Source organism: Streptomyces sp. NPDC126503 (assembly GCF_040302405.1).
Lineage (GTDB): Bacteria > Actinomycetota > Actinomycetes > Streptomycetales > Streptomycetaceae > Streptomyces > Streptomyces gulbargensis.
Genome location: NZ_JBEORS010000016.1, coordinates 1 through 24,682, shown reverse-complemented (window position 1 = coordinate 24,682; position 24,682 = coordinate 1). Strand labels below are relative to the sequence as shown.

At 71.7% G+C, this 24,682-nt stretch carries 27 protein-coding genes and 1 pseudogene; 11 read left to right on the top strand and 17 right to left on the bottom strand.

The window, feature by feature from the left end; translation table 11 throughout:
* Positions 1 to 25 precede the first annotated feature (25 nt).
* From ABTY40_RS20795 to ABTY40_RS20725, 15 genes are all read right to left on the bottom strand, one after another.
* Positions 26 to 961 carry a hypothetical protein gene (locus ABTY40_RS20795; RefSeq protein WP_352060884.1) on the bottom strand — a complete coding sequence of 312 codons (936 nt, stop codon included), beginning with the start codon at positions 959 to 961 and terminating at the stop codon, positions 26 to 28.
* A complete protein-coding gene (locus ABTY40_RS20790; protein WP_352060883.1) occupies positions 958 to 1,110 on the bottom strand; it encodes a hypothetical protein in 153 nt (50 codons plus the stop codon). Before ABTY40_RS20790 ends, ABTY40_RS20795 begins: the two co-directional genes overlap by 4 nt.
* Positions 1,107 to 1,475 carry a hypothetical protein gene (locus tag ABTY40_RS20785; protein ID WP_352060882.1) on the bottom strand — a complete coding sequence of 123 codons (369 nt, stop codon included), beginning with the start codon at positions 1,473 to 1,475 and terminating at the stop codon, positions 1,107 to 1,109. Before ABTY40_RS20785 ends, ABTY40_RS20790 begins: the two co-directional genes overlap by 4 nt.
* Positions 1,476 to 1,505: 30 nt before the next feature.
* A complete protein-coding gene (locus ABTY40_RS20780; RefSeq protein ID WP_352060881.1) occupies positions 1,506 to 2,303 on the bottom strand; it encodes a recombinase RecT in 798 nt (265 codons plus the stop codon).
* Positions 2,300 to 3,184 (bottom strand): YqaJ viral recombinase family nuclease, encoded by an 885-nt coding sequence (locus tag ABTY40_RS20775; RefSeq protein ID WP_352060880.1) that lies wholly within the window; start codon positions 3,182 to 3,184, stop codon positions 2,300 to 2,302. Before ABTY40_RS20775 ends, ABTY40_RS20780 begins: the two co-directional genes overlap by 4 nt.
* Positions 3,181 to 3,372, bottom strand: coding sequence for a hypothetical protein (locus tag ABTY40_RS20770; RefSeq protein WP_352060879.1), 192 nt, complete (start codon positions 3,370 to 3,372; stop codon positions 3,181 to 3,183). The genes ABTY40_RS20775 and ABTY40_RS20770 overlap by 4 nt, the downstream gene beginning before the upstream one ends.
* Complete coding sequence (locus tag ABTY40_RS20765; protein ID WP_352060878.1) at positions 3,372 to 3,695, bottom strand: hypothetical protein; 324 nt, start codon at positions 3,693 to 3,695, stop codon at positions 3,372 to 3,374. The genes ABTY40_RS20770 and ABTY40_RS20765 overlap by 1 nt, the downstream gene beginning before the upstream one ends.
* A gap of 165 nt (positions 3,696 to 3,860) precedes the next feature.
* Positions 3,861 to 4,040, bottom strand: a complete 180-nt coding sequence (locus tag ABTY40_RS20760) for a hypothetical protein (RefSeq protein ID WP_352060877.1) — start codon at positions 4,038 to 4,040, stop codon at positions 3,861 to 3,863.
* Entirely contained in the window at positions 4,037 to 4,417 is a 381-nt protein-coding gene (locus tag ABTY40_RS20755; RefSeq protein ID WP_352060876.1) for a hypothetical protein, read from the bottom strand. The genes ABTY40_RS20760 and ABTY40_RS20755 overlap by 4 nt, the downstream gene beginning before the upstream one ends.
* Positions 4,414 to 5,007: a hypothetical protein gene (locus ABTY40_RS20750; RefSeq protein WP_352060875.1), complete on the bottom strand. Its 594-nt coding sequence runs from the start codon at positions 5,005 to 5,007 to the stop codon at positions 4,414 to 4,416. Before ABTY40_RS20750 ends, ABTY40_RS20755 begins: the two co-directional genes overlap by 4 nt.
* Positions 5,004 to 5,192, bottom strand: coding sequence for a hypothetical protein (locus ABTY40_RS20745; protein ID WP_352060874.1), 189 nt, complete (start codon positions 5,190 to 5,192; stop codon positions 5,004 to 5,006). Before ABTY40_RS20745 ends, ABTY40_RS20750 begins: the two co-directional genes overlap by 4 nt.
* On the bottom strand, positions 5,189 to 5,602 hold the full coding sequence (locus tag ABTY40_RS20740) for a hypothetical protein (RefSeq protein WP_352060873.1): 414 nt from the start codon (positions 5,600 to 5,602) through the stop codon (positions 5,189 to 5,191). Before ABTY40_RS20740 ends, ABTY40_RS20745 begins: the two co-directional genes overlap by 4 nt.
* Complete coding sequence (locus tag ABTY40_RS20735) at positions 5,599 to 5,874, bottom strand: hypothetical protein (protein WP_352060872.1); 276 nt, start codon at positions 5,872 to 5,874, stop codon at positions 5,599 to 5,601. The genes ABTY40_RS20740 and ABTY40_RS20735 overlap by 4 nt, the downstream gene beginning before the upstream one ends.
* A gap of 88 nt (positions 5,875 to 5,962) precedes the next feature.
* On the bottom strand, positions 5,963 to 6,289 hold the full coding sequence (locus ABTY40_RS20730) for a hypothetical protein (protein WP_352060871.1): 327 nt from the start codon (positions 6,287 to 6,289) through the stop codon (positions 5,963 to 5,965).
* Complete coding sequence (locus tag ABTY40_RS20725; protein ID WP_352060870.1) at positions 6,286 to 6,540, bottom strand: helix-turn-helix domain-containing protein; 255 nt, start codon at positions 6,538 to 6,540, stop codon at positions 6,286 to 6,288. Before ABTY40_RS20725 ends, ABTY40_RS20730 begins: the two co-directional genes overlap by 4 nt.
* 188 nt (positions 6,541 to 6,728) lie before the next feature.
* Between ABTY40_RS20725 and ABTY40_RS20720 the strand changes: the two genes are divergently transcribed.
* From ABTY40_RS20720 to ABTY40_RS20695, 6 genes are all read left to right on the top strand, one after another.
* Positions 6,729 to 7,151 (top strand): helix-turn-helix domain-containing protein, encoded by a 423-nt coding sequence (locus tag ABTY40_RS20720; RefSeq protein ID WP_352060869.1) that lies wholly within the window; start codon positions 6,729 to 6,731, stop codon positions 7,149 to 7,151.
* A 437-nt stretch (positions 7,152 to 7,588) separates the two neighbouring features.
* The gene (locus ABTY40_RS20715; RefSeq protein WP_352060868.1) at positions 7,589 to 8,845 is read left to right on the top strand and encodes a tyrosine-type recombinase/integrase; all 1,257 of its coding nucleotides are present in this window, start codon (positions 7,589 to 7,591) and stop codon (positions 8,843 to 8,845) included.
* Between the two features lie 254 nt (positions 8,846 to 9,099).
* Complete coding sequence (locus ABTY40_RS20710) at positions 9,100 to 9,645, top strand: TetR/AcrR family transcriptional regulator (protein ID WP_352061012.1); 546 nt, start codon at positions 9,100 to 9,102, stop codon at positions 9,643 to 9,645.
* Between the two features lie 455 nt (positions 9,646 to 10,100).
* Positions 10,101 to 11,720 carry a citramalate synthase gene (cimA, locus tag ABTY40_RS20705; protein ID WP_352060867.1) on the top strand — a complete coding sequence of 540 codons (1,620 nt, stop codon included), beginning with the start codon at positions 10,101 to 10,103 and terminating at the stop codon, positions 11,718 to 11,720.
* A gap of 51 nt (positions 11,721 to 11,771) precedes the next feature.
* On the top strand, positions 11,772 to 13,112 hold the full coding sequence (locus ABTY40_RS20700) for a hypothetical protein (RefSeq protein ID WP_352060866.1): 1,341 nt from the start codon (positions 11,772 to 11,774) through the stop codon (positions 13,110 to 13,112).
* 178 nt (positions 13,113 to 13,290) lie between these two features.
* On the top strand, positions 13,291 to 14,451 hold the full coding sequence (locus ABTY40_RS20695) for a serine hydrolase domain-containing protein (protein WP_352060865.1): 1,161 nt from the start codon (positions 13,291 to 13,293) through the stop codon (positions 14,449 to 14,451).
* 168 nt (positions 14,452 to 14,619) lie between these two features.
* Here the strand turns inward: ABTY40_RS20695 and ABTY40_RS20690 are convergent, their stop codons facing one another.
* On the bottom strand, positions 14,620 to 15,231 hold the full coding sequence (locus ABTY40_RS20690) for a YceI family protein (protein WP_352060864.1): 612 nt from the start codon (positions 15,229 to 15,231) through the stop codon (positions 14,620 to 14,622).
* Positions 15,232 to 15,497: 266 nt separating this feature from the next.
* On the opposite strand from ABTY40_RS20690, the gene ABTY40_RS20685 reads away from it, so the two are divergent.
* The 5 genes from ABTY40_RS20685 to ABTY40_RS20665 all read left to right on the top strand — a co-directional run bounded on the left by ABTY40_RS20685 (position 15,498) and on the right by ABTY40_RS20665 (position 24,424).
* Positions 15,498 to 16,007, top strand: a complete 510-nt coding sequence (locus ABTY40_RS20685) for a hypothetical protein (RefSeq protein ID WP_352060863.1) — start codon at positions 15,498 to 15,500, stop codon at positions 16,005 to 16,007.
* Positions 16,008 to 16,103: 96 nt separating this feature from the next.
* A complete protein-coding gene (locus tag ABTY40_RS20680; protein ID WP_352060862.1) occupies positions 16,104 to 19,988 on the top strand; it encodes an endo-alpha-N-acetylgalactosaminidase family protein in 3,885 nt (1,294 codons plus the stop codon).
* Positions 19,989 to 20,101: 113 nt separating this feature from the next.
* Positions 20,102 to 22,465, top strand: coding sequence for a polysaccharide lyase 8 family protein (locus ABTY40_RS20675; protein ID WP_352060861.1), 2,364 nt, complete (start codon positions 20,102 to 20,104; stop codon positions 22,463 to 22,465).
* A 153-nt stretch (positions 22,466 to 22,618) separates the two neighbouring features.
* Positions 22,619 to 24,202, top strand: coding sequence for an acyl-CoA carboxylase subunit beta (locus tag ABTY40_RS20670; protein WP_345285603.1), 1,584 nt, complete (start codon positions 22,619 to 22,621; stop codon positions 24,200 to 24,202).
* Between the two features lie 15 nt (positions 24,203 to 24,217).
* Positions 24,218 to 24,424 carry an acyl-CoA carboxylase epsilon subunit gene (locus ABTY40_RS20665; RefSeq protein WP_309052472.1) on the top strand — a complete coding sequence of 69 codons (207 nt, stop codon included), beginning with the start codon at positions 24,218 to 24,220 and terminating at the stop codon, positions 24,422 to 24,424.
* A 156-nt stretch (positions 24,425 to 24,580) separates the two neighbouring features.
* On the opposite strand, the pseudogene ABTY40_RS20660 reads toward ABTY40_RS20665, so the two are convergent.
* Positions 24,581 to 24,682: pseudogene (locus tag ABTY40_RS20660) on the bottom strand (ATP-binding protein); the annotation flags it as partial.

Here is a 24,682-nt window from a genome sequence, read left to right as displayed (position 1 = left end):
GGTCTTCTCTCTGACTGGTGGTGGTCTAGGCGGCGGTCTGCTCGGGGTGGCGGAGCATCGCCTGGTAGAGGTGGTTGCGGCTGATGCCAAGGCGGAGAGCGGCGGTCTCGTAGGTCTCGCCCCAGTCCAGGAGCTCCCGGGCGTTCTCGGCGACGGCGGCCGCGCGGTTGGACGCCTGGGCCCGTGCGTGCGCCAGGAGCCTGGACCGCTCCGGCAGGCTGACGTGCTTGATGTTGGCGAGCCACGCGGCGTGGGCGTCGGCACAGGGAGGGCAAACGGGGATGTTCTCGAGGCGGTGGCTCCACCAGCCCCGGTCCGTCCCGCAGTACCCGGTCCAGTCGGGGATGGCGTTCGGGTCGTCGATGGTGTCGGGATCCCAGGCCGACGGCGGCGCGTAGGAGAGCTTGGCCGCGTTGCGGCGAGTCCGGGCCGCTACCCAGGGGGTAACACCGTGGGCTTCGGCCGGCTGCTCGGAGACCCGGTTGTACAAGTCGCGGACGGCGCGGGCGGTGCGGGCGGTGACCCTCTCCTTGGTGCGCAGTTTCTCGACGGCCTGGACGCTGATGTGGTTGACGTGCTGATGGATGGAGCGGCGAGGCCAACCGATGAGGGCCAGGGCCTGGACGCGGCGGCGGGTTCCGGTGCCGTCGATGACGGCGCCGTCGTCGTAGTCGTCGAGGACGGGCCAGTAGGCGAGGATGGCCTCCGCGTTCTCGGGGCGGATCTTCGCGGCGGGCGGGTAAGGCTTTTTGCCGTAGATGAGGTGGTCGATGGTGCCGATGTTGACGCCGGTGTGCTTGACGATGCTGGCGATGCTCATGCCGGTGGCGCGGATGGCTTCGACGTGGGCGCGGGCGGGTTGGGCGTCGACGAAGGGCTGCCACTGGCCGTAGGCGATGAGGCGCCGGCGGAGGCGGGCCCGGCGGGCTTGGGCGGCGCGCAGGGCCTGGAGGCTGGTCATCGGTTGTTCTCCTTCCGGTTCGGCTGGGGTGCGGGGAGGTTCCAGATGGCTTCGCAGGTGCGGCGGTTGTGGGCGTTCTGCCAGCGTTCGAGGTCGATGAGGATCCAGCGGGCGGCGATCTCCCGTTGCCGGCGGTCGGAGCGGCTCATGCGGCGGGCTGCTGTCGTGCGGCGGCCCGGGCAGCGGCTATGGCCCGGCCGCGGGCGGTGAGTTCCCAGACGAAGATGCGGTGGCCGCGGGTGGAATCGAGGGTCGAGGGGACGGTCTGGCCGGTGGCACGGATGATGCCGCCGCCGTGGAGGCTGCTGATGGCGGCGCCGAGGTAGCCGTGGCCGAGCTCGGGCAGCACATCTCGAACGTCGTTGGCAGAAAACTCGGCGTGTCGGGTGCCGAAGTGGAGAACCGCCTGCTCGACGAGGAACCGGTCCCACGACGACTGGTCGGCGAAGGTCTCCAGGCGGATGTCGGCGGTCGCGGCGGCGAGACGCTCGGCGGCGGTGAGGCGGCGGGCCATGACGTGTCCTTCCGGTCGGGGAGCTGGGTGTCAGTCGACGAGTTCGCCGTCGATGGGCTCGTCGTCCTCGTCGGGGTCGATCTCGTTCAGCGGGGCGGCCGGCGCGTCGAGCCGCTCGAGGACGCCGGTGCGCTTCTCGGCGGAGGTGGGCACCCACTTGCCGAGGCGGCGGGCGGCGGTCTTCAGCCACATCGCTTCCTCGTCGGTGCGCCAGGGGCTGTAGTCGGTATCAGCGCCGTCGGACTTGGCCTTGGCGCGGGCGATGTGATCGCGGTTGAGGACGACGACCTTGCTGATCGCGCCGCCCTGCATGACGGCGTAGGCGTAGGCGCCGACGAGCCTGCCGCGGTCGCCGAACCAGTCGACCTTGTGGTGGGGCTGCTTCATTGCGCCGGGCCAGCGGGGCGGCCGGTCGTCGTCGAGGGCGCCGGGGGTCCAGACGAATTCGTCGTTGGCGCGGACGACCTCGACGACGACGGACTGGGCGGCGCCGGCGTTGTAGATGAGTTCGACGATGCCCTGGTAGCCGACGATGCCCTGGACTTCGAGCTGGCCCCGGCGCTTGATGGGCCGGAGGTAGAACTGTTCGGTGCCGGGTTCCAGGCCGAGGCGGGCGGCGGTCATGAGGGCGCTCATGAGGCTGCCAGGGTTGTTCTGTGCGGCGGCGGCGAGCTTCTCGTTCTGCCGGAGTACGCCGACGGCGAGGCGGGCGAAGGTGTCCACACGGACGTGACTGGCGGCGACAACGGCGAGCTCGGGCTTGTACTGCTCGATGAGGTTCGCCGGCGACTGTTCCTGGCGGGCGATCTCGTTGCCGATCTGGCTCATGCGCTGGTGCTCCTGTAGGGCTGGAGGGCGAGGGTGGTGCCGTCGGCGTTGACCGCGCGGTAGGCGATGCGGCGTCCTTCGCAGACGGCCCGGTAGCCGTTTCCGATGAGGTCGAGGACTTCGCTGCGGACGGCGGCGAGCTGAGCCTCGGCCGCGTGGTGCTGCTCGTAGGCCTGGTCCCACCGGCAGACGGTCCCGAAGGGGATCTCGACGTCTCGGTCCTCGCGACCGTCGGGCTGGACGCGGATGGTCTGGTAGGTGGCGTCAGCACCGTCGATGGGGGGCCGGTTGCCGCGACGTACGTCGTCGAGGAACCGCTCGGCCGCCTCGCGGAGGATCTGGGCGTCAGCCTCGTCGTACGCGATGGTGTACTCGCGGTAGTCGTGGCCGGAGACCAGGAGCGCGATGTGTGTGGTGCGGTAGCCAGTGACGTCCATCTGCCACTGGACCTGGCAGCGGTAGTAGACGGGGATCTCGTCGCTGCCCGTCGGGCCCCAGCCTTCGCCGAACGGGCTGGTCTTGACCTCGACGAGGCAGTCGTCGCCGATGCGGTCAGGGGTGGCGCGCTGCCAGTCACGGTCACGGTGCCGCCACGTGCCGGTCTCGTGGAGGGCCATGCCATGCTCGTCGGCGAACTTGCGGGCGACGGCGTCCTCGAGACGGTTGCCCCACTCGACGGCCGGGTCGGGCTGGAACGGCGGGGTCGGCAGGCCGGCCTTCTTGTGCCAGAGGCTGAAGCGGGACTGCCACGGGGACAGGCCGACGACAGCGGAGATCTCGGTGGCGGTGATGCACAGCCCGGCACGAGCCTGCTCCCACTCGGGGGTGCCGGGGCTGTACTGGCCGAGGAGCACCCCGGTCGGCGGCTGGGCGGTGATCACGCGACCACCTCGCTGAACGCGTCGTAGGCCAGCTCGTCGCGCTCATCGACGATCGTCGCGTTGCTGTGGCAGCGGCAGCAGAGCTGGGCTTCAGTGAACTCGTACCAGCCGGTCGGCATCCAGGAGAAGGTGAAGAGGGGGCGGAGCTGTCGGCAGCCCTGGCAGCGGCCTTCGGTAGGTGTAGACATCAGACGGCTGCCTTCTTGGTGAAGGAGCAAGGGCCGCAGTTTTCGACACCGCAGTCGACGCCGTGAGCGTGCTCGGTGGCCTGGGTCCACGCGTAGCCGAAGTGCAGGACGACGGCGTGCAGCGGGATTGCGTGTTCTCCGTCGCGGAGGCGGAGTTCGGCGAAGGCGGCGTTGTGTTCGGCAGCGAACTGCAGGGCGTCGTCGAGGCTGGCCTGGGGGTGGATGTCGTCCATGCCGAGGATCCAGACGGACCACTCGTGGTCCTCGTAGCCGACGCGGGTTCGTTCCTGCCCGAAGAGATGGGTGCGATTGCCGTTGTCCATGAAGGGGCTCCTGAGGGTGTGAGGTACCGGGGGCCCGCCCTGATTCGGGGCAGGGCGGGCCCCCGGGGTGGCGCGGAGCCGGGGGGAGGCTCGACGCGCCGGTCTATGGGTGGTGGCTTGTCCCGGCGGCCGGCCGGTTGTGTGGCACGGCCAGCCGCCGGGCGGTCACGCGGCGGGCTGGGTGGTGATGGGGAGGAGCATCTGCGCCTGGTAGCTGGCCGACACCTCGGGGAACTCGTGCTTGTCGACGAGGTGGTCGGTCATGTCCTCGGCCGCCGCCGGCAGGGTCCGGACGTTGATGTGGTGCGTGCAGTTGGGCGCCGGACAGCGCAGGTAGGCAGTCACGCCGCGGTCCTCTGCTCGCCGGGGTGGGTCTGGTTCCGAACCCGCTTCCACGGGGGCTTGCCGCTACCGGGGCACGGCTCGGACCAGTCCCGGCCCCGCCATCGGTGGCGGCCCATCAGGCCGTCGACGGTCATGACCCGGTCCTGCATGCAGTGCTTGCACCAGCCGCGGGGGCGGGGCGGTTCGGGGACGGCCGGGTAGACGATGCGGTACGTCGGGTGGTCGCACGTGATCCGCGTCTCGCCGTCGATCCGGAAGGCGAGGTAGGGGCCGCGGGTGCCGACGATCGTGGCCGGCCGACCGTCGTACTCGATGCGCATCCTGTGCCGGGCGGGCACGTCGTAGGTGCGGCGGATCCACTCCATCGTGCTGGTCACTCGTCCTCACCGGCCTTCGTCTCGTCGTAGCGGGCGATGCCCCACAAGATCGCCCGGAGGCACCAGAGGAACTGCGGCGTGGGCTCGGTCAGGTCCCACTCGAAGATGTCGTGGAAGCGGAAGTCTCCGAAGCTGAAGGAGTCCAGGGCCTCGCGCGCTGCTTCCTCAGTGCCGAAGGAGAAGCCCTCCAGCAGCTCCTCGCGGACAGCCGCCGTCAGCTTTGAGTCGGCGCCGTAGGTCTTGAGCTCCTCGACGACCTGACGGCGGAACGCATCCGACGAGAAGCGGGTGACGGCCTCGCCGCCGCGGACCTTCTGCGCCCAGTACGACGGATTGAAGCCGTTGCCGCGGAAGTACGGCAGCATGTCTTCGGCCAGGCTGAGCATGTACGTGGTCTGCTGCGAGAACGCGTGGTCGCTGACGTCGCCGCGGATAACCAGGCTCCCGGGCCAGGTGACGATCTCGAACCAGTAGAAGCTGTGATCCGGGGCCTTGAAGCGCAGGTGCCGGTGCACACCCTGGTCGAGGATGATCTCCAGCTCGTGCTCGGCGACGTCCTCGGCAAACCGAGCGGCGGCCTTGTCGCTCATCGGGTGCCTCCGGTGTAGTCGCGGCCGGCGAGGTCGGGGTCGATGTCGAGGAAGGCGTGCCACTGGTCCCAGTGGGCGCCGTCGGGGTCGGGGCAGGCGGTGCGGGCGTGGGCGCGGATGTCGGCGATCTGCTGCTCAAGGTCAGCGAGCGGCACGTCCAGACGCTCGATGTCGGCGGCGCTCATCGGGCACCACCCCTCTGCTGCGGGACGGAGGTGAGTGGGTTGCCGTCCGTGATGGGCGTGGCCGCGTCCTCAGCGGGCCAGGCGACTGGCAGTCCGAGGAGCTGCGAGAGTTGACGGCGAGCCTCGGCGTGGCCGTTCCAGCGCCAGTAGTCGCGGTCGTTGCTCGGCGAGCAGTTGTTGATGTTGTCGACGTACTCGGCTCGGGCGGCGCAGAACTTGGCGACCTTCTCGGTGTCGGCCTCCAGCTCGGCGATCCGGTCCCGCTGCAGCCGCAGCGCCTCGGCCGTCTCTGGCGACTGAAGCAGGCCCGCCGCTTCCAACGCCGCCGCGATCCCCGACGCTGACGGGTCCCTACCGACCAGCGCCGCGAGGATCACACCCTCCGCCGCCTTCACACGCTTCGCGCTCATGCGGCACGCTCCCAGCCGGTGACGATCAGGTTCGGGTGGTGGGCGGCCAGCTGCTTGTTCGCGGCAGCCAGGCGGGCCAGCTCGAACTCGCGGTCCGCGCGGTCCTCGTCCGAAGCGAGCGGCCGGTACCGGCGGATCTCACGGACAGCGTCCTCCGCGTCCATCACGGCCTGGCGGACCGACTCCGGCAGAGAGTCCACTACCAGCTCGACGATCCGCGGAGTCAGAGGGACGGGCACCGACTCGGGGTGCGTCTGATTGAATCGAGGCATGGGAAGCCCCTTTCTTCGTCATGGTTGAGGGGTGGTACCTAGGGCCGGCCGTCGGGCTACGACCTCCGGCGGCGGCCCGCATACCGCGCTACGCGGCGAGAGGGGCGACAGACGGCTTCGAGGCCGTGCGTCGCGTCGCGGCCCGCTTCTTGCTGCGGGGGCGTCCGGTGCGAGTGTTGGGCGCGTTGCGATGCCGGTCGAGGATCTCGGCGAGCTGGCTCTCGGTGAACCGCAGCTGCCCGTTGATCCGGGTGTGGGGGAACGGGTCGTGCTCCCGGTTGACGCCGTCTCGGAGGAATCGCTGGCCGGCCAGGGACTCCGGCTTCTTCGGGTCGGCGAGTCCGAGCGCGATGGCCGCCTGCTTGATGTCGTAGACGCGCTCCAGCGTCTTCGGCGCGGTCCGGCGGGTGGTCATGTCACCTCTTCTTTCGTCGTGTTGTCTCGCTGCAGCAGGCGGGTGTCGTCCGCCTCTATGCCGAGGCTCTTTCGGAGCCGGGCGTAGGAGTCCGGTCTCATGCGGGTGCGGTAGCCGGTTTCGAGGTGGTTGAGGTGTGACCGGCTTATGCCGGCCTGCTTCGCCGCCTCGTCCGTTCCCAGACCTGCGTGCATGCGGGCCTTGCGGATTTCCGCCCCGTTCACCTCGTAGGTGGGAGGGGGTTGTTCCATGGCTAGAAGCTAGCGGGAGATAGCGGGTCTCGTCTAGCAGGAGTTAGCGGGAGTTTGCCGCGAGGTAGTGGCGTCGGCCGCTCCGTCCGCCCGTCAAACCCGGTCACGCTTGGTCGCGCAGCCGTCACTTCTAGCCTCTCTTGGCCCTGCTCCTGGCTGCTCCTAGCTGGTCCTGTCAAGATGGACCCATGGCAGCCCTCGACCTTCACCGCCTCGCGGAGTACGTCAGACTCCGCCGGACAGACCTCGGCCTAGGCGTCGAACCCGCCGCCCGGGCCGCCGGCATCAGCAAGGACACCTGGAAACGCGTCGAGAACGGGTTGGTGGTCCGCGACACCAAGTACACAGAGATCGAGAGAGTGCTCCGCTGGGCCCCCGGCGGGTGCATGACGGTCGCCCGCGGGGGAGAGCCCCTCATCAGCGCGCCGTCCGACGCCGACCCGGACGTGCGCATCACCGAGATCCCGCCCAGCGAGCTCGAGCGCGCCCTCGGGGACGCCGTCCGCAGCGCGGTCATCGCCACGAGGGGGGATCTCACGGGGGACGACATCCTGAAGCTCAACGCCAAGCTCATGGAGGAACTGCGCCAGCGCGGCATCCTTCAGGACTGAAACTCGGCCAAACGGAGTACAACCTTTTCGAGCCATCAAGTTTTCATTGAAAGTCGTCCTAGATTCTTGGCTCTAACTGGCCACAGTTAGCGGCATCCATGGCAGAGTCGAAGGACCTTGGGGGTTCCCCGCAGTACCCGGAAGGGGGGAACTCGGTATGCGCAGAAGTCTGCTCGTCGCCGATCTTGACCCGACGTTCGAAGGCTGGGCCGGCATAGCCGATGGGAAGATGATCTGTGTAGCGCCACCCGGCGTCCTGAAGGACGCCGACCGGCAGCGGAGCATGCGCGCTGTCGTCAGGCGTAGTGGTGGGGACTGCGCCACGTGCAGGGGCTGCGAGTTGGGCCTCGGCGCGTAGCGGTAGCAGTCAGATGTTGCGGCATCCGGCGACGGGGACATCGCCGGGTCGCCGCGACCCGGGACGAGGGACGAGCGCGATGCCGTGGATCGAGTGGCGCGGGAACAGCTGCCGCGTGCGGTGGGAGACCGGAAAGGTCGACCCGGTCACGGGCCGGAAGATCTACGAGAGCAAGTCCAGCACCGAGTGGACCGAGCAGGAGGCCTACGACTACGGCCTCGACCGCGAGAGCGACATCCGTAACCACCGGCACGTCGCCAGGGCCGACGGCCGCATCACCTTCGAGGCGTGGTCCCAGCTGTGGCTGCAGACGTTGGAGCTCGACCCCAGCAGTGTGTACAGCTACCAGAAGTTTCTTCGGGCGCAGCTCATCCCGGAGTGGGGCCCCACGCCTCTCAATGAGATCACGACGCTGCGCTACCAGACGTGGATGAGGCGGATCAAATCCACCTACTCCGCGAACTATGCGCGCAGTCTGCGCATCCTCTTCGGCATGATCATGGATGACGCCGTCACCCACAGGCCTCCTCTCATCCCCATGACCCCGGTGCCCCCGCACAAGAAACGTCGCGGGCGCTACGTCCGGCCGGAACGGGAGGAGAAGACGGAGGTGCCGACGGCGGACCTTCACCTGCTCGCGGAGAACGCTCGGCAGGTCTGGGGGTTCACCGGGTATGTCTTCATGCTCACGAAGGCGTACACGGGCATGCGGCTGGGGGAGATGTTCGGCCTCCGCCGGGAGTTCGTCGGCCCGAACTGGCCCGAGTGCGAGACGGACCCAAAGGTCCGCGAGCGGGCGCTTGAACGCTACTGCGGCAAGAAGCCCATGCCCGTGATCAGAGTTCAGTGGCAGCACAAGTACGTGAAGGACCCCGACCGCCCGGACGAGAAGGGGGTGCCGACGCTGGCCCTGCCGAAGTACGCGAGCGTCAGGACCCTGGTGATCCCGCCCTTCCTCGCTGACCTCCACCGCGAGCTCCTGGCGAGCCACGACTCGGAGTGGCTGTTCCCGGCGATGGACGGCGGCCCTCTGCTGACCACCGACTTCAACACGTACTACTGGAAGCCGGTTCGAGACGGTTCTGACGCGCGGGTCGGCCGCTACGCCCGCCCTGCCCTGCCGGCGGTTCCGTCCTTCACGAAGAAGCGCATCCATCTGCTGCGCCATGCCCATGGGCCGCACCTCGAGGAGGACGGTGTCGCGGACCTGGCCATCGAGGAGCGCTTGGGCCACGTTGTTCAGGGCGTCCGCGGCGTCTACCGACACGTCACGCCCGAGATGGAGCGGAAGGTCGTGGACGTGTTGCAGAGGCGCTGGGAAAGGGAACAATCCTGATGGGAGGTGGCAGATGTTGGCCGCTATCTCCCATGCGTCTCCCATTGAGGGAGTGCGAGGCTCTTGCCGCCCAGCTCAGGAGCACGGGGGAGTTCAATCCGGGGCGATCCACTGCATCACGCAGCAGCAGCCGCGGGTCTGACCGGCGTCGGGGGGTGAGGTACAACGTACGGGTGAGTGAGAGCAGCAACCCGCCCCACCCCCGACGCCGCAACCAGGCGGCTCCGCCACGGGAGGACGTGCTCGCCGCGGCCATGGACACCATCGCCGCGCGCGGGCTCGACGGCCTGACCATGGCCGGGCTCGGGCGGCAGGTGGGGATGAGCAGCGGGCACCTCCTCTACTACTTCCGCACCAAGGACGAACTGCTCCTGCGGACCCTGGAGTGGAGCGAGGGGCGGCTCGGCGCCGAGCGCAGCGCCCTGCTCTCCGGGCCGGGCACCGCCCGCGAACGGCTCGACGGATACGTGGACGTGTACGTGCCCGACGGCCCGCGCGACCCCCACTGGACCCTCTGGCTGGAGGTCTGGAACCGCTCGCAGAACGCAGACGAGGACGCCCGTGCCCGCCAGGCCGCCATCGAGGGGGCCTGGCACCGGGACCTCGTCGCGATCCTCGCCGAGGGCGTCTCGCGCGGGGAGTTCCGGCCGGTCGACCCCGACCGCTTCGCCACCCGGATGCGGGCCCTCCTGGACGGCTTCAGCGTGCACGTCGCCGTCGGGCTCCCCGGTACGGGCAGAGACCACGTCATCGGCCACGTACGGGAGTTCATCGAGCAGGACCTGCTGCCGCGACCGTGACGCACGCGCGCACTCCCGGTCGTCGTCCCTGTCGCCCCTGTTGCCCTGTGACGCCGGGCGGCGGGCCGGGCCGTGGGAGCCGTAGCCGCCCACCGGGCCCGAGACGTACCGGAGCCGCGCCGCCCCTCCCCGTACCGCCCCGGTCGGTCGCGGGCGTCCTGCCCGCATGGTGAGACCCGCGTCCCGCACGGCGCCGCCCTGTGGCAGACTTCCGGCGTGCTTGCTACCACGATGATTATCGGCAGCAGCGCGCCGGTCCGCAGTGACCACTGACCCGCGGTTCGACCCCCGCGGCGGTGGACACCGTGCCCCAGACCCGCGCGCAGACCTCTCGCACCCGCGAGGGGTTTTTTCGTTTTCCGGCCCCACCCACGCCGGAGGCGGACGGCGCGTGAGAATGGGGGCAAGTGGAGCCATCCCTTCCGGAGCCACGTCCGACAGGAGCCATCACAGTCATGACCACGGAGAACGCCGAGAGCCCGCGGCGCCTCGACGACAGCTTCCATGTCTTCGACACCACGCTGCGCGACGGCGCGCAGCGCGAGGGCATCAACCTCACCGTCGCCGACAAGCTCACCATCGCGCGGCACCTCGACGAGTTCGGCGTGGGTTTCATCGAGGGCGGCTGGCCCGGCGCCAACCCGCGTGACACGGAGTTCTTCGCCCGTGCCCGCCAAGAGATCACCTTCCACAACGCCCAGCTCGTCGCCTTCGGCGCCACCCGCAGGGCCGGCGGCACCGCCGCCGAGGATCCGCAGGTCAAGGCGCTGTTGGACTCCGGCGCTCCGGTGATCACCCTGGTCGCGAAGTCGCACGACCGGCACGTCGAGCTCGCCCTGCGGACCACCCTGGACGAGAACCTGGAGATGGTCCGCGACACCGTCTCGTACCTGCGCTCCCAGGGCCGCCGGGTCTTCGTCGACTGCGAGCACTTCTTCGACGGCTACAAGGCGAACCCCGGCTACGCCAAGGCCGTCGTCTCGGCCGCCCACGAGGCCGGCGCCGACGTCGTCGTCCTCTGCGACACCAACGGCGGCATGCTGCCCGCCCAGATCCAGGCCGTCGTCGCCACCGTCCTCGCCGACACCGGCGCCCGCCTCGGCATCCACGCCCAGGACGACACCGGCTGCGCCGTCGCCAACACCCTCGCCGCCGTCGACGCCGGCGCCACCCACGTCCAGTGCACGGCCAACGGCTACGGCGAGCGGGTCGGCAACGCCAACCTCTTCCCCGTCGTCGCCGCCCTGGAGCTGAAGTACGGCAAGCGGGTCCTCCCTGAGGGCGCCCTCGCCGAGATGACCCGGATCTCGCACGCCATCGCCGAGGTCGTCAACCTCACCCCCTCCACCCACCAGCCGTACGTCGGCGTCTCCGCCTTCGCGCACAAGGCCGGCCTGCACGCCTCCGCCATCAAGGTCGATCCCGACCTCTACCAGCACATCGACCCCGAGCTGGTCGGCAACACCATGCGGATGCTGGTCTCCGACATGGCGGGCCGCGCCTCCATCGAGCTCAAGGGCAAGGAACTCGGCGTCGACCTCGGCGGTGACCGCGCCCTCGTCGCCCGGGTCGTCGAGCGGGTCAAGGAGCGGGAGCTCCAGGGCTACACGTACGAGGCCGCCGACGCCTCCTTCGAGCTGCTGCTGCGCGAGGAGGCCGAGGGCCGGGCCAGGCGCTACTTCCGTACGGAGTCCTGGCGGGCGATCGTCGAGGACCGCCCCGACGGCACCCACGCCAACGAGGCCACCGTCAAGCTGTGGGCCAAGGGCGAGCGGATCGTCGCGACCGCCGAGGGCAACGGCCCGGTCAACGCGCTCGACCGCGCCATGCGGGTCGCCCTGGAGCGGATCTACCCGCAGCTCGCCAAGTTCGAGCTGACCGACTACAAGGTCCGCATCCTGGAGGGCCGGCACGGCACCGAGTCCACCACCCGGGTCCTGGTCACCACCACCGACGGCAACGCCGAGTGGTCCACCGTCGGCGTCGGCGAGAACGTGATCGCCGCCTCCTGGCAGGCCCTGGAGGACGCCTTCACCTACGGACTGCTCCGGGCAGGGATCAACCCCGCCGAATAGTCACTTCGCCCACCTATGTCCTGTTCGATGCTGTTCGGGTAGCGTCGAATCATGAGGACCAGGCCGCTCACCGCCCTGTCGGCCCTCGCCGGGCTGATACTGCTCCTGCTCCTGGCCCTGGCCCCCTCCACGGGCGCCAGGGCCACGGGCATCCCCGACGTGGCCGCCGCCCTGAGACAGGGCCCGGTCTACGTCGACCCGGGCGCCGCCGACCAGCTCTCCCGGGCCGAGGCCGACGCGCTCGCGCGGAAGATCGAGAACGCCGACAAGCCCGTCTTCGTCGCGGTCCTGCCCGCCGACGACCGGTTCCCACCCGAACGGCTGCTCCAGGACCTGCGCACCCGCACCGGGGTCACCGGCCTCTACGCCGTCCGCCTCGGTGACGGCTTCGACGCGGGCGCCGACCGCTCGGTGATGTCCCGTGACGCGGTACGGAACCTCGTCAGCTCCGTCCGGACCCCCGGCGTCGACGCCGCCACCGAACTGAACGCCTTCGTCGACCTGGCCCTGCCGACCGTGCGCGGCTCCGCCCCCGCGAGCTGGGACGCGGCCGGTACGGACGGCGGCGTCCCGGTCGGCGGGCTCGTCACCCTCGGCGCGGTCGCCGTGGCGGGCGGAGCCGGCGCCTACGCGGTCGTGCGCCGCAACCGGCGCCGCAAGGAGGCCGAGGAACGCGCCGCCCTCGACCGCCTCCGGGTCGTCGTCGACGAGGACATCACCGCCTTCGGCGAGGAACTCGACCGCCTCGACTTCCACCCCGCCGAGCCCGGCGCCGACGACGCCATGCGCGGCGACTACGAGCGCGCCCTCGACGCGTACGAGAAGGCCAAGTCCCTCATGGCCTCCGCGACGCACCCCCACGACGTCCGCGCCGTCACCGAGGCCCTGGAGGACGGCCGCTTCTCCCTCGCGGTCCTGGCCGCCCGCCGCGCCTCCCGCCCGCTCCCCGAACGCCGCGCCCCCTGCTTCTTCGACCCCCGCCACGGCCCCTCCACCGAGGACCGCACCTGGACCCCGGCGTCCGGCACCCCCCGCCAGGTCCCGGTCTGCGCCGCCGACGCGACCCGCCTCGACGACGGCCTCGCCCCCCTCGCCCGCACGGTCGACACCGACACCGGCCGCCGCCCCTACTGGGAGGCCGGCCCCGCCTACGGCCCCTGGGCCGGCGGCTACTTCGGCGGCGGCATCCTCCCCGGCCTCCTCATGGGCACCATGCTCGGCTCGATGCTCACCACCCCCGCCTACGCCCAGGAGTACGGCGGTTCCGACTTCGAGGGCGGCGACTTCTCCGGCGCCGACTTCTCCTCCTCCGACTTCGGCGGAGGCGGTGACTTCGGCGGCGGAGGCGACTTCGGCGGGGGCGGCGGCTTCGACGGCGGCGGAGGTTTCTGAGCGGGCGGACAGCTCGCGCACCGCCGGGCGACGGCCTCGGTCGAGTGCCGCTGTCGATACGGAGTGCCGTGCCGGGAACGCTGGATCTCCCCACGGACAGCCCCGCCGGACGGGAAGAGAACGGCCTTCTTGATCGTTCCAGGGAGCGACCACGACAGCAGAACGAGGGGGAAACGTGATGAGCCGCGTCCAGGGCACGGTGGCACCCGGATTCGAGTCGGTGCGGGAGGTGTTCGCCGGGATCGCCGCGGAGGAGGCCCGGGACGGCGGGGCCCAGCTCGCCGTCCATCTCGACGGCCGGCTGGTCGTCGACCTCTGGGGCGGTGACGGCGTCGAGGGGGACTCGCTGCTGGCCCTCTACTCCTCCTCGAAGGGCGCCATGGCGCTCGTCACCGCTCTGCTCGTCCAGGAGGGCGCGCTCGACCTCGATCGCGAAGTGGCGTTCTGGTGGCCGGAGTTCGCCGCCGCGGGCAAGGAGTCCGTGACCCTGCGCCAGCTCCTCGCCCACCGGTCCGGGGCGATCGGCGTCGAGGACGGTTTCACGGCGGAGGAGCTCGCCGACGACCGGCGGATCGCGGCCCGGCTCGCGGGTCACCGCCCCTACTGGAAGCCGGACTCGGGGCACGGCTACCACGGTCTGACGGTCGGCGCCCTGGTCGGTGAGGTGGTCCGCCGGGCCGTCGGCCGCAGCGTCCAGGAGCTGTTCGAGGAGCGGGTCCGGGCCCCGTACGGGCTCGACTACTACCTCGGCCTCCCCGAGGAGCTCGAACCGCGCTTCCGTCCGGCCCTGCCCCTGGTGCCGAGCCCCGCCGAGGCGGCCGTGCTCGCCGCGGGACCGGCCGGTCCGGCCGGCCTCATGGGGATCGCGTTCAACCAGCACGCCGAGCCGCCGTTCGACGCGGTCGCCTACGGAAACTCCCGTACGGTACGGGCCCTGGGGCCGCTCTCCGGTGGCGGTGTCGGTACGGCGCGCGGCCTGTCCCGGATGTACGCGGCCCTCGCGGGCGAGCTCGACGGCCGCCCGCCGCTCCTCGCTCCCGCCACCCTCGCGGAGGTCGCCCGGATCCACTCCCGGGGCACCGACCTCGTCACGGGCTCCGAGAACGCCTTCGGGCTCGGCTTCGTCCCGCTGGCCACCCGCTACCCCTCCCTGAGCCCGGCCGCCATCGGCCACAGCGGCGCCCCCGGCTCCCAGGCCTTCGCGGATCCGGCCACCGGGCTCGCGTACAGCTACGCCCGCCGCCGCTTCGCCTTCGCCGGGGGTCCCGGCGCACCGGAGAACGACCGTCTCGTCCCGGCCGTGGTCGAGGCGGCGGCCCGGGTCAGGGCGGGTGCCTGAGCCGAACCGGCTGCGGGCGGCGTTCGCCGGAGGACTCCGTCACCGGGGCCCGGCCGAGCGCCGAACGCCGAGCGCCCGCCGTCCGCTGCTGCGGAGGGCGGGCGCGCTCGTGGTGCCGCCGGGGGAGTGCCCGGCGCGTACGGGGACCTGGGGCCGGGGGCCCGGAGGTCAGCCGGCGTTCTTGATCGCGGAGATGTCGAAGGTCAGCTTCACCTTGTCGCTGACCATCACTCCACCCGTCTCCAGGGCGGCGTTCCAGGTCAGGCCCCAGTCGGAGCGCAGGATCTCGGCCGAGCCCTCGAAGCCGACGCGCTCGTTGCCGTAGACGTCGGTGGCCGCGCCGTTGAACTCCAGGTCGATGGAGAGCGGACGGGTGACGTCCTTGATGGTCAGGTCGCCGATGACACGGTACTTGTCCCCGCCGAGCTGCGCGGCCTCGGTGGAGCGGAAGGTCATCAGCGGGAAGCGCTCGGCGTCGAAGAAGTCCTCGCCCCGCAGGTGGGCGTCGCGGTCCGCGATGCCGGTGTCGACGGAGGCGATCCGGACGTCGATGCGCGCGGTGGAGGCGGCCGGGTCGGTGCCGTCCAGTCGCAGCGTGCCCTCGTGGTCGGCGAAGGTGCCGCGCACGTTGGTGACCATCGCGTGGCGCACGGTGAAGCCGATGCTGCTGTGGGCCGGGTCGACGGTGTACTCGCCGGTCAGGGCGGCGAGGGCGGGGTCGACGGGGAGGTCGGCGACGGCGACGGCGGACTCGTTGTTCTTGCGGCTGAAGAGACCCATGACTGCTCCTTGGTCGGTCCCGCGGGGGAGCGGGGCGAAGTGGTGTTGTTGAAGCTTCAACGAGAACGACTGTAGACCCATTCCGTTCAACATTCAACATCTTCGGGGGATGTTCACCCGGACGGCTCCGACCCGTCCCCACAACGGCACCCACGCCCTCTGGCGGACGCGCGTAGAACTGCGGCACCATCTCCCTGCGCGACCCGAGCACCACCTGCACCACCGTCCGTCCCGTCGTCACGGTCACCCGCAGGAGGAAACCCCTCGTGAAGCTCCGCTCCGTCCTCACCGCCCTCGCCCTGGTCCTGGGCGCCCTCTTCGCCCCCGGCTTCGGCGCCCTCTCCACCGCCACCGACGCCCACGCGGTCACCAAGATCAGCCACTCCACCGCGACCTCGATGTTCCGTGAGGTCGGCATCACCTGGTCGTCCTCCGGCAACTGTTCGGATCGCTACAACTCCACCTGCACGTCCTTCGAGCAGCTCAACCTCGCCAGCGCCCAGGGCGCCCAGACCCTCAAGCGGGCCAGCGGCTGCGCCCTCAACATCACGGGCGGCACGGAGACCGGGCACTCGAGCGGCACGTACTCCCACTGGAACGGCTACAAGCTCGACTACAGCAAGTACACGTGCATCGGGAACTACATCAAGAACACCTTCACCTACATCGGCGTACGCGGTGACGGCGCCCCGCAGTGGAAGTCCGGCTCGGGCAACATCTACGCCGACGAGGGCAACCACTGGGACGTCACGTACTACAACTGCGGCGGCTGCTGAGCGACTTGGACTAACCGCAGAGGGTTGTTGGACTGGAGGGGCCGCCGGAGCGTGATCTCGTTGACGGTGGTCCGTCACCCGGGCCAACTGGTGCGCATGTCGCTCCCACACCCTCCCGCCGGGGCACGGCGGCCGCGCACGGCGTGTGCGCTGGCCGTCGCCGCCTCCGCCGTGCTCGGCCTGACCGGCCCCGCCCACGCCGGCCCCCCGACCGCCGCCGCGGCTCCCGCACCTCCCGCGCCCGCCGTCGGCGCACCCCACACCCCCGCCGCGACCCCCGTCATCACCTCCGACCAGCTGTCCGTCGCCGTCGCCGGTGACTTCCCCCGCGTCCTGTCGTACACCGACCGGGCCACCGGCGCCCGACTCCTCGGCAGTACGGCCCCGGTCACCCACGTCGTCCTCAACGGCACCGCCCACACCGTGCGGACCACCGGCGCCCCCGTCCTCACCCCCGGCTCCGCCGCCTACGCCCTCGCCTTCCCGGAGCTGCCCGGCGTGGAGATCGACGCCGTCCTGAGCGTCACCGGCCGGGCCACCACCTTCCGGATCACCGCCGTCCGCGACACCGAGGCCTTCCGGGTCGGCACCGTCGACATCCCCGGACACGACCTGGTCTCCGTCGGCTCCTCCGAGCCCGGGGCGGCCACCGCCTTCACCCGGCTCGACCCGGACTCCACCCGTACCGCCGACGTCTTCGCCCCGGTCACCGCCGCCACCCCGGCCGACCCCGCCCCCGTCGGGGCGACCTACGCCCTGGTCAACACCGCCTCCCTCGCCGCCGCGATCGAGTCCAACTCCAGCTACGACAAGCCCTCCGGGCCCAGCGCCCGCGACGGCGCCCGCTTCTGGCACCAGGCCCGTACCACCGGCACCGAGACCCGCGTCGGCGTCCGGTCCGGCCAGTGGACCTACCGGGGAGCCGGGGCCCCCGCCCCCGAGAGCGGCGCGAACCTGCCCTGGGCCAAGGTCGTCGTCACCCCCGACGCCAACGCCGACGGCGCCACCGACTGGCAGGACGCGGCCATCGCCTTCCGTACGATCGGGATCAAGGCCCCGGGCAGCGAGAAGACCCCCGGCCGGGTCGTCGCCCACATCCCGTTCAACTTCGCCTCCCAGGCCACCCACCCCTTCCTGCGCACCCTGGACGACGTCAAGCGGATCTCGCTCGCCACCGACGGACTGGGCCAGTTCGCCCTGCTCAAGGGGTACGGCTCCGAAGGCCACGACTCGGCCCACCCCGACTACGGCGGCAACTACAACAAGCGCGCCGGCGGCCTCGCCGACCTCAACACCCTCCTGAAGCAGGGCAGGAAGTGGGGGGCGGACTTCGGGGTCCACGTCAACGCCACCGAGTCGTACCCGGAGGCGAAGAACTTCAGCGAGACCCTCGTCGACAAGACGAAGCCCGGCTGGAACTGGCTCAACCAGAGCTACTACATCGACCAGCGCCGGGACCTCACCAGCGGCGACCTCGCCCGCCGCTTCCAGCAGCTCCGCGACGAGACCGACCCCAACCTGTCGACGCTCTACATCGACGTCTACTACACCCACGGCTGGATCGCCGACAAGACGGTCCAGACCGTGCAGGCCCAGGGCTGGAACGTCGCCACCGAGTGGTCCGACAAGTTCGAGCGGGCCTCCCTCTGGTCCCACTGGGCCAACGACCTCGACTACGGCGGCGCCACCAACAAGGGCCTCAACTCGCGCATCATCCGCTTCATCCGCAACGGCGAGAAGGACGTCTGGAACGACCACCCGGTCCTCGGCCAGACCGCCCTCGTCGACTTCGAGGGCTGGACCGGCGAGACCGACTGGAACGCCTTCACCGCCAACATCTGGCAGCGCAACCTGCCCGCCAAATACCTCCAGCAGCAGAAGATCACCCGCTGGAACGGCAACGACCTCACCTTCACCGGCGGCGTGCGCGGCACCGTGGAGAACGGCCGCCGCACCTTCCACGAGAACGGCCGCAAGGTGCTCGACGGCGACGCCTACCTGCTCCCGTGGGCCGGCGGCACCAAGCTCTACCACTACAACAAGGCCGGTGGCCGGACGAGTTGGGCCGTCCCGCGTACCTCCGCCTACACCGTCCACAAGCTCACCGACAACGGCCGGGTGCGGACCGCCACCGTCCGTCCGGTGAACGGCCGCGTCACCCTCGACGCCGAACCCGGCCAGGCGTACGTCCTCCACCGGACCGCGCCCGCCACCCCCGACCCGCGCTGGGGCGAGGGCACCCCCGTCCGCGACCCGGGCTTCAACGACGCCGGGCTCACCGCGTGGACCACCACCGGCACCGTCACCCGCGACACCGACACCCAGGGCCGCAACAGCGTCCGGCTCACCGGCTCCGCGACCGCCGCCGTCCGCCAGCACCTCACCGGCCTCACCCCGGGCGCCCGCTACACCGCCTCCGCCCTCATCGAGGTCGAACCCGGCAGGACCCGCCCGACCACCCTGTCCGCCGGCGGCCGCTCCGTGACCGTCGCCCGCTCCGTCCTCCAGGACCGCGTCGCCGCCTCCGACTGGAACGGCACCCGTTTCCAGCGCGCCAAGGTCACCTTCACCGCCCCCGCCACCGGCGCCACGACCCTCGCCGTCGAGGCCGCGCCCGGCACCGGCACCGTCCGCGCCGACGACGTGCGGATCGTCGCCAACGACCCCGCGACCAAGGCCGGGGCGGCCGTGTACGAGGACTTCGAGGCCGTCGACCAGGGCTGGGGCCCCTTCCTCAAGGGCGACGCCGGCGGGACGACGGACCCGCGCACCCACATCGCCCAGCTCCACGCCCCGTACACCCAGGCCGGCTGGAACGGGAAGCGGATCGACGACGTCCTCGCCGGCGCCGAGTCGCTCAAGTCCCACGACGAGAACACCGGCCTCGTCTACCGCACCGCGCCCTGGACCGTCCCGCTGAGGGACGGGCACGCCTACCGCGTCGAGTACGCCTACCAGTCGAGCCACGCCGGCGCCTACGAGTGGGTCACCGGTTACGACCGGGCCGACGGCACCGCCGTGGAGAGCCGCCGCACACCCCTCGGGGAGCAGCGCACCACCGGACGCTTCCAGGAGACCGTCACCGCCGGCTGCGGCGACACCTGGGTGGGCCTGCGCAAACGCGCGGACGCCCCCGACGGCGCCGACTTCGTCCTCGACGGCTTCACCGTCACCGACCTCGGCCCGGCTCCCGCCCGCGCCGCCTGCGGCACGCTCTCCCTCGCCGCCCCCGCCGGCCTGGCGCCCGGCCGCCCCAACCAGGTGACCGTCACCTACGCCAACGACGAGACCGCGGCCGTCGACGGCGCGCGGGCCCGGCTCACGCTGCCCGGGGGCTGGACCGCCGAACCCGCCGACACCGTCACCCTGGGCCCCGTCCCCGCGGGCGGCCGGACCACCGCCACCTGGCAGGTGACGCCTCCGGCGGACGCCGCCCACGGGACGTACCCGGTCGGCGCCGAACTCACCTACGCCCTCGGGGGAGCGGAGCGCACGCTCACCGCCGCCGCCTCCGTCCGCACCCTGCCGCCCCCGCCCACCACCGACACCTGGGCGAGCGACCTCGACTGGGTCTCGGCCACCAACGGCTGGGGGCCCGTCGAACGGGACCTGTCCAACGGCGGGACCGGCGCGGGCGACGGCACCCCGCTGCGGATCGGGGGAGTGACCTACGCCAAGGGCCTGGGCACCCACGCCCCCGCCACCGTCCGCTACCACCTGGGGGGCCGCTGCACCTCCTTCACCGCCGAGGTGGGGGTGGACGACGCCCAGGCCACGCGGGGAACCGTGCGGTTCTCGGTCCGGGCCGACGGCACCGAGAAGGTGACGTCGCCGGTCCTGCGGGCCACCGACTCCGCCTGGTCGCTCACCGCCGACGTCACGGGGGCCACCTCCGTCGACCTGGTGGCCGGTGACGGGGGAGACGGCAACGGCAACGACCACGCCGACTGGGGGAACGCCCGCTTCCACTGCGCAGGCTGAACGCCCACGGCCGCCGGGGACCGGTCTTCCCCGGCGGCCGTGCCCGACCCGTCCGGACCGGGCCGGCCGGACCCCGTGCCCACCGGACCCCACCCCACCCCCGGGAGGCTCCCGTGTCCCCGTCCCCCTCCTCGCCGCTGCCCCGCCGCGCCCTCCTCGCCGGTACGGCCGCCGCCACCGCCGCCCTCGCCCTCCCGCTCCCGGCCGCCCGGGCGACCGGGGCACCGGCCGGCGGCGGCGACACCCTCCCCGCCGCGTTCGAAGCGCTGCGGCTGCGCTGGCTCGACCTCCAGCTCGGCACCGGCTACGACCCCGCCGCCGAGCCCTACGCCTCCCGGCTCGCCGAGACCGGGACCCTGACCCGCGCCTTCCGCGCCGCCCTGGCCCCCACCCCCCGCTCCCTCTGGCCCGACGCCCCCTTCGACCCGCCCGCAGGCATCTCGCAGAGCTACGGCCGGCTGTGGACCATGACCCAGGCGTACGTCCAGCCGGGCACCGGCCTGACCGGCGACCCGGGCCTCCTCGCCGACGTCCTGCGCGGCCTCGACCACCTCTCCGCCACCGTCTACCGCGCGGGCGCCCCCCGCCCCGGCAACTGGTGGGAGTGGCAGATCGGCAGCCCGCGCCTGCTCATGGACATCGTCGCCGCCCTCCACCCGCACCTCGGCGCCGAGCGGATCGACGCCGCCTGCGCCGCCGTCGACCACTTCGTCCCCGACTCCGCCCTCACCCGCTACACCGGCACCTCCACCGGCGCCAACCGCGTCGACCTCTGCCGCTCGGTCGCCCTGCGCGGTGTCCTCGGCGCGCGCCCGGACAGGATCGCCCTCGCCCGGGACGCCCTCTCGCCCGTCTTCCCGTACGTCACCGAGGGCGACGGGCTCCACGCCGACGGCTCCTTCGTCCAGCACACCTGGGTCGCCTACACCGGCACCTACGGCCAGGTGATGCTGGACGGCCTCGGCCGCCTCTTCTCCCTGCTCGCAGGCTCCCCCTGGGCCGTCACCGACCCGAACCGGCAGATCGTCCTCGACAGCGTGGAGAAGGCCTACGCGCCCCTCCTCCTGGACGGCCTGATGATGGACAGCGTCAACGGGCGGGCCGTCAGCCGCGGCCTGCTCAGGAACGACGACCGCCAAGTGATGCGCTCCGACCACTTCCACGGCCAGGGCGTCATCGCCGCCATCGCCCTCCTCGCCGGCGCCGCCTCCCCGGCCGAGCGCGACCGGTGGCACGCGCGCGTGAAGGGCTGGATCCGGCGCGACACCGTCTCCCCGGTCCTCACCGCCCGCCAGTTCCCGGTGGCCGACCTCGCCCGGCTGCACGCCGTCGCCGCCTCGCCGGTCCCCGCCGCCCCCGAACCCACCGGCCACCGCCTCTTCGCCGCCATGGACCGGGCCGTCCACCGCCGCCCGGGCTGGGCCGCGAACATCGCCATGGCCTCCCGGCGGATCGCGTACTACGAGTGCGGAAACGGCGAGAACCCGCGCGGCTGGCACACCGGCGCCGGGATGCTCTCCTGGTGGACCCCGGACCACGGCGACCAGTACACCGACTGGTTCTGGCCCACCGTCGACCCGTACCGCCTGCCCGGCACCACCGTCTCCACCCGGCGCCTGCCCGACCGGGCCGGCGGGGAGTGGGGCGCGGCCAGGCCGGACGTGCGGTGGGTCGGCGGCGTCACCGACGGTACGTACGCGGCGATCGGCCAGCACCTCAAGGGCCTCGGCTCCACCCTGGAGGCCCGCACGTCCTGGTTCTGCGCCGCCGACGCGATCATCTGCCTCGGCGCCGGGATCACCGCCGCCGACGGGGTGCCCGTCGAGACGGTCGTCGACAACCGCCTCCTCGGTGAGAGCGGCACCGCCGCCCTGACCACCGGCGAGCGCTGGGCCCACCTGGAGGGGCACGGCGGCTGGGTGCTGCCCGGGGGCACCGGCGCGCTGCGCACCCTGCGGGAGGACCGCACCGGCGCCTGGAGCGACATCAACAGCGCCGGCTCCCCCGAGCGCCGCACCCGCCGCTTCCAGACGCTCTGGCTGGACCACGGCCCGGACCCCACCGGAGCGGACTACGCCTATCTGCTGATGCCGGGCGCCTCGCGGCGGTCGGTCGCCGCACGCGCGGCCGACCCGGACTGGCTGCACGTTCTCCACAACGGCCCGGGTGTCCAGGCGGTCGCCGTCCCCTCCCTCGGCCTGACCGCCGCGAACTTCTGGGAGGCCGGTACGGTGGGTCCCCTCACGGTCACCGCGCCCGCGAGCGTCCTCGTCCGGCGCCGCCGCTCCGTCCTCGATCTCCGTCTCGCCGAACCGCCCCGCACCGGGCAGCCCCTGGACGTCCTGTGGAACCGGCCCGTCCGCCGGGTGCTCGCCCACGATCCCTCCGTGGAGGTTCTCGCCACCGGCCGCGCGCTGCGTCTGCGGGTCACCCCCGGTACGGCGTGCGTGACCCACCGTTGCGAGGTGCTCGTCTAGCCTTTTGTGAGACCCCTACAATCACAAGGGGTGCTGAGCTGTTGACTCGGCATGGTCGGGTGCGGGTTCTGTCCGGCTCCACCAGGATTCGACACGGAGGACTGTACGGAGTGGACGGCGGGGTTTTCTTGGTCGGCTTCGTAGGGTCGGTACATGACCGTTGTCGACCAGATCCCGAGCGAGCCCGCTGACGCCCGTGGCCGAGTGGCCGAGCTGCACGTCCTGCGCGAGCAGGCGATGCGGGGCCCGAGCGAGCGCGCGACCGAGGCCCAGCACGCCAAGGGCAAGCTGACCGCACGTGAGCGCATCGAGCTGCTGCTCGACCCTGGTTCCTTCAACGAGGTCGAGCAGCTGCGCCGCCACCGAGCCCAGGGCTTCGGCCTGGAGGCGAAGAAGCCCTACACCGACGGTGTCATCACCGGCTGGGGCACGGTGGAGGGCCGGACCGTCTTCGTCTACGCGCACGACTTCCGCATCTTCGGCGGCGCCCTGGGCGAGGCCCACGCCACCAAGATCCACAAGATCATGGACATGGCCATCGCGGCCGGTGCCCCGCTGGTCTCCCTGAACGACGGGGCCGGCGCCCGCATCCAGGAGGGCGTCTCCGCCCTCGCCGGCTACGGCGGCATCTTCCAGCGCAACACCAAGGCCTCCGGCGTCATCCCGCAGATCTCCGTGATGCTCGGCCCCTGCGCCGGCGGCGCCGCCTACAGCCCCGCCCTCACGGACTTCGTCTTCATGGTCCGCGAGACCTCGCAGATGTTCATCACCGGACCGGACGTCGTGAAGGCGGTCACCGGCGAGGAGATCAGCCAGAACGGCCTCGGCGGCGCCGACGTGCACGCCGAGACCTCCGGCGTCGCGCACTTCGCGTACGACGACGAGGAGACCTGCATCGCCGAGGTGCGCTACCTCCTGTCGATGCTCCCGCAGAACAACCGCGAGAACCCGCCGGCCGTCGCCTCCGAGGACCCGGCGGACCGCCGCTCCGACGTCCTGCTCGACCTGGTGCCCGCCGACGGCAACCGCCCGTACGACATGCACAAGGTCATCGAGGAGCTCGTCGACGACGGCGACTACCTGGAGATCCACGAGCGCTGGGCGCGCAACATCATCTGCGCCCTCGCCCGCCTGGACGGCCAGGTCGTCGGCATCGTCGCCAACCAGCCCCAGTCGCTGGCCGGCGTCCTCGACATCGAGGCCTCCGAGAAGGCCGCCCGCTTCGTGCAGATGTGCGACGCCTTCAACATCCCGATCATCACTCTTCTGGACGTACCCGGCTTCCTTCCGGGCGTCGACCAGGAGCACGGTGGAATCATCCGGCACGGCGCGAAGCTGCTCTACGCCTACTGCAACGCGACCGTGCCCCGGATCTCGCTGATCCTGCGCAAGGCCTACGGCGGCGCTTACATCGTGATGGACTCCCAGTCCATCGGCGCCGACCTGACGTACGCCTGGCCCACCAACGAAATCGCGGTCATGGGCGCCGAGGGCGCCGCCAACGTGATCTTCCGCAAGCAGATCGCGGAGGCCGAGGACCCCGAGGCCATGCGCGCCCGCATGGTCAAGGAGTACAAGGCCGAGCTCATGCACCCGTACTACGCGGCGGAGCGCGGTCTGGTCGACGACGTCATCGACCCCTCCGAGACCCGCCAGGTGCTCGTGCGCTCCCTCGCGATGCTCCGCACCAAGCACGCCGACCTGCCGTCCCGCAAGCACGGCAACCCGCCTCAGTAAGAGGAGACCCCCGAAGTGACCACACCCGCCACAGCCAGCCTTCTCCGCGTCGAGAAGGGCCACGCCGACCCCGAGGAGCTGGCCGCCCTCACCGCGGTCCTCCTCGCCCGCGCCTCCGCCCAGCCCGCCGGGGACACCGCCCCGTACGGCCGCTCCACGGCCGGCTGGCGCCGCCTGGAGCGCCAGTCCGGCTTCCGGCCCTCCCACTCCTGGCAGGGCTGAGCCCGCCGCCCGAAGGCCCCCGTCCCGCCCGGGACGGGGGCCTTCGGCGTTCCGGGCCCGCCGGCCGCGTGAGCGGGCCCGCCGGACCACACGAAAGGCCCCCCGCCCCGGAAGGGGGCGGGGGGCCTTCGCGTGTCCGGCGACCCGTCGGGACGGTTACCGCAGCCGGGCCATGAGGGCGTGCTCGACGAGGGTGATGAGCGCGCTCTTGGCGTCGGCCCGGTGGCGGGCGTCGGTGGTGATGATGGGGGTGTCGGG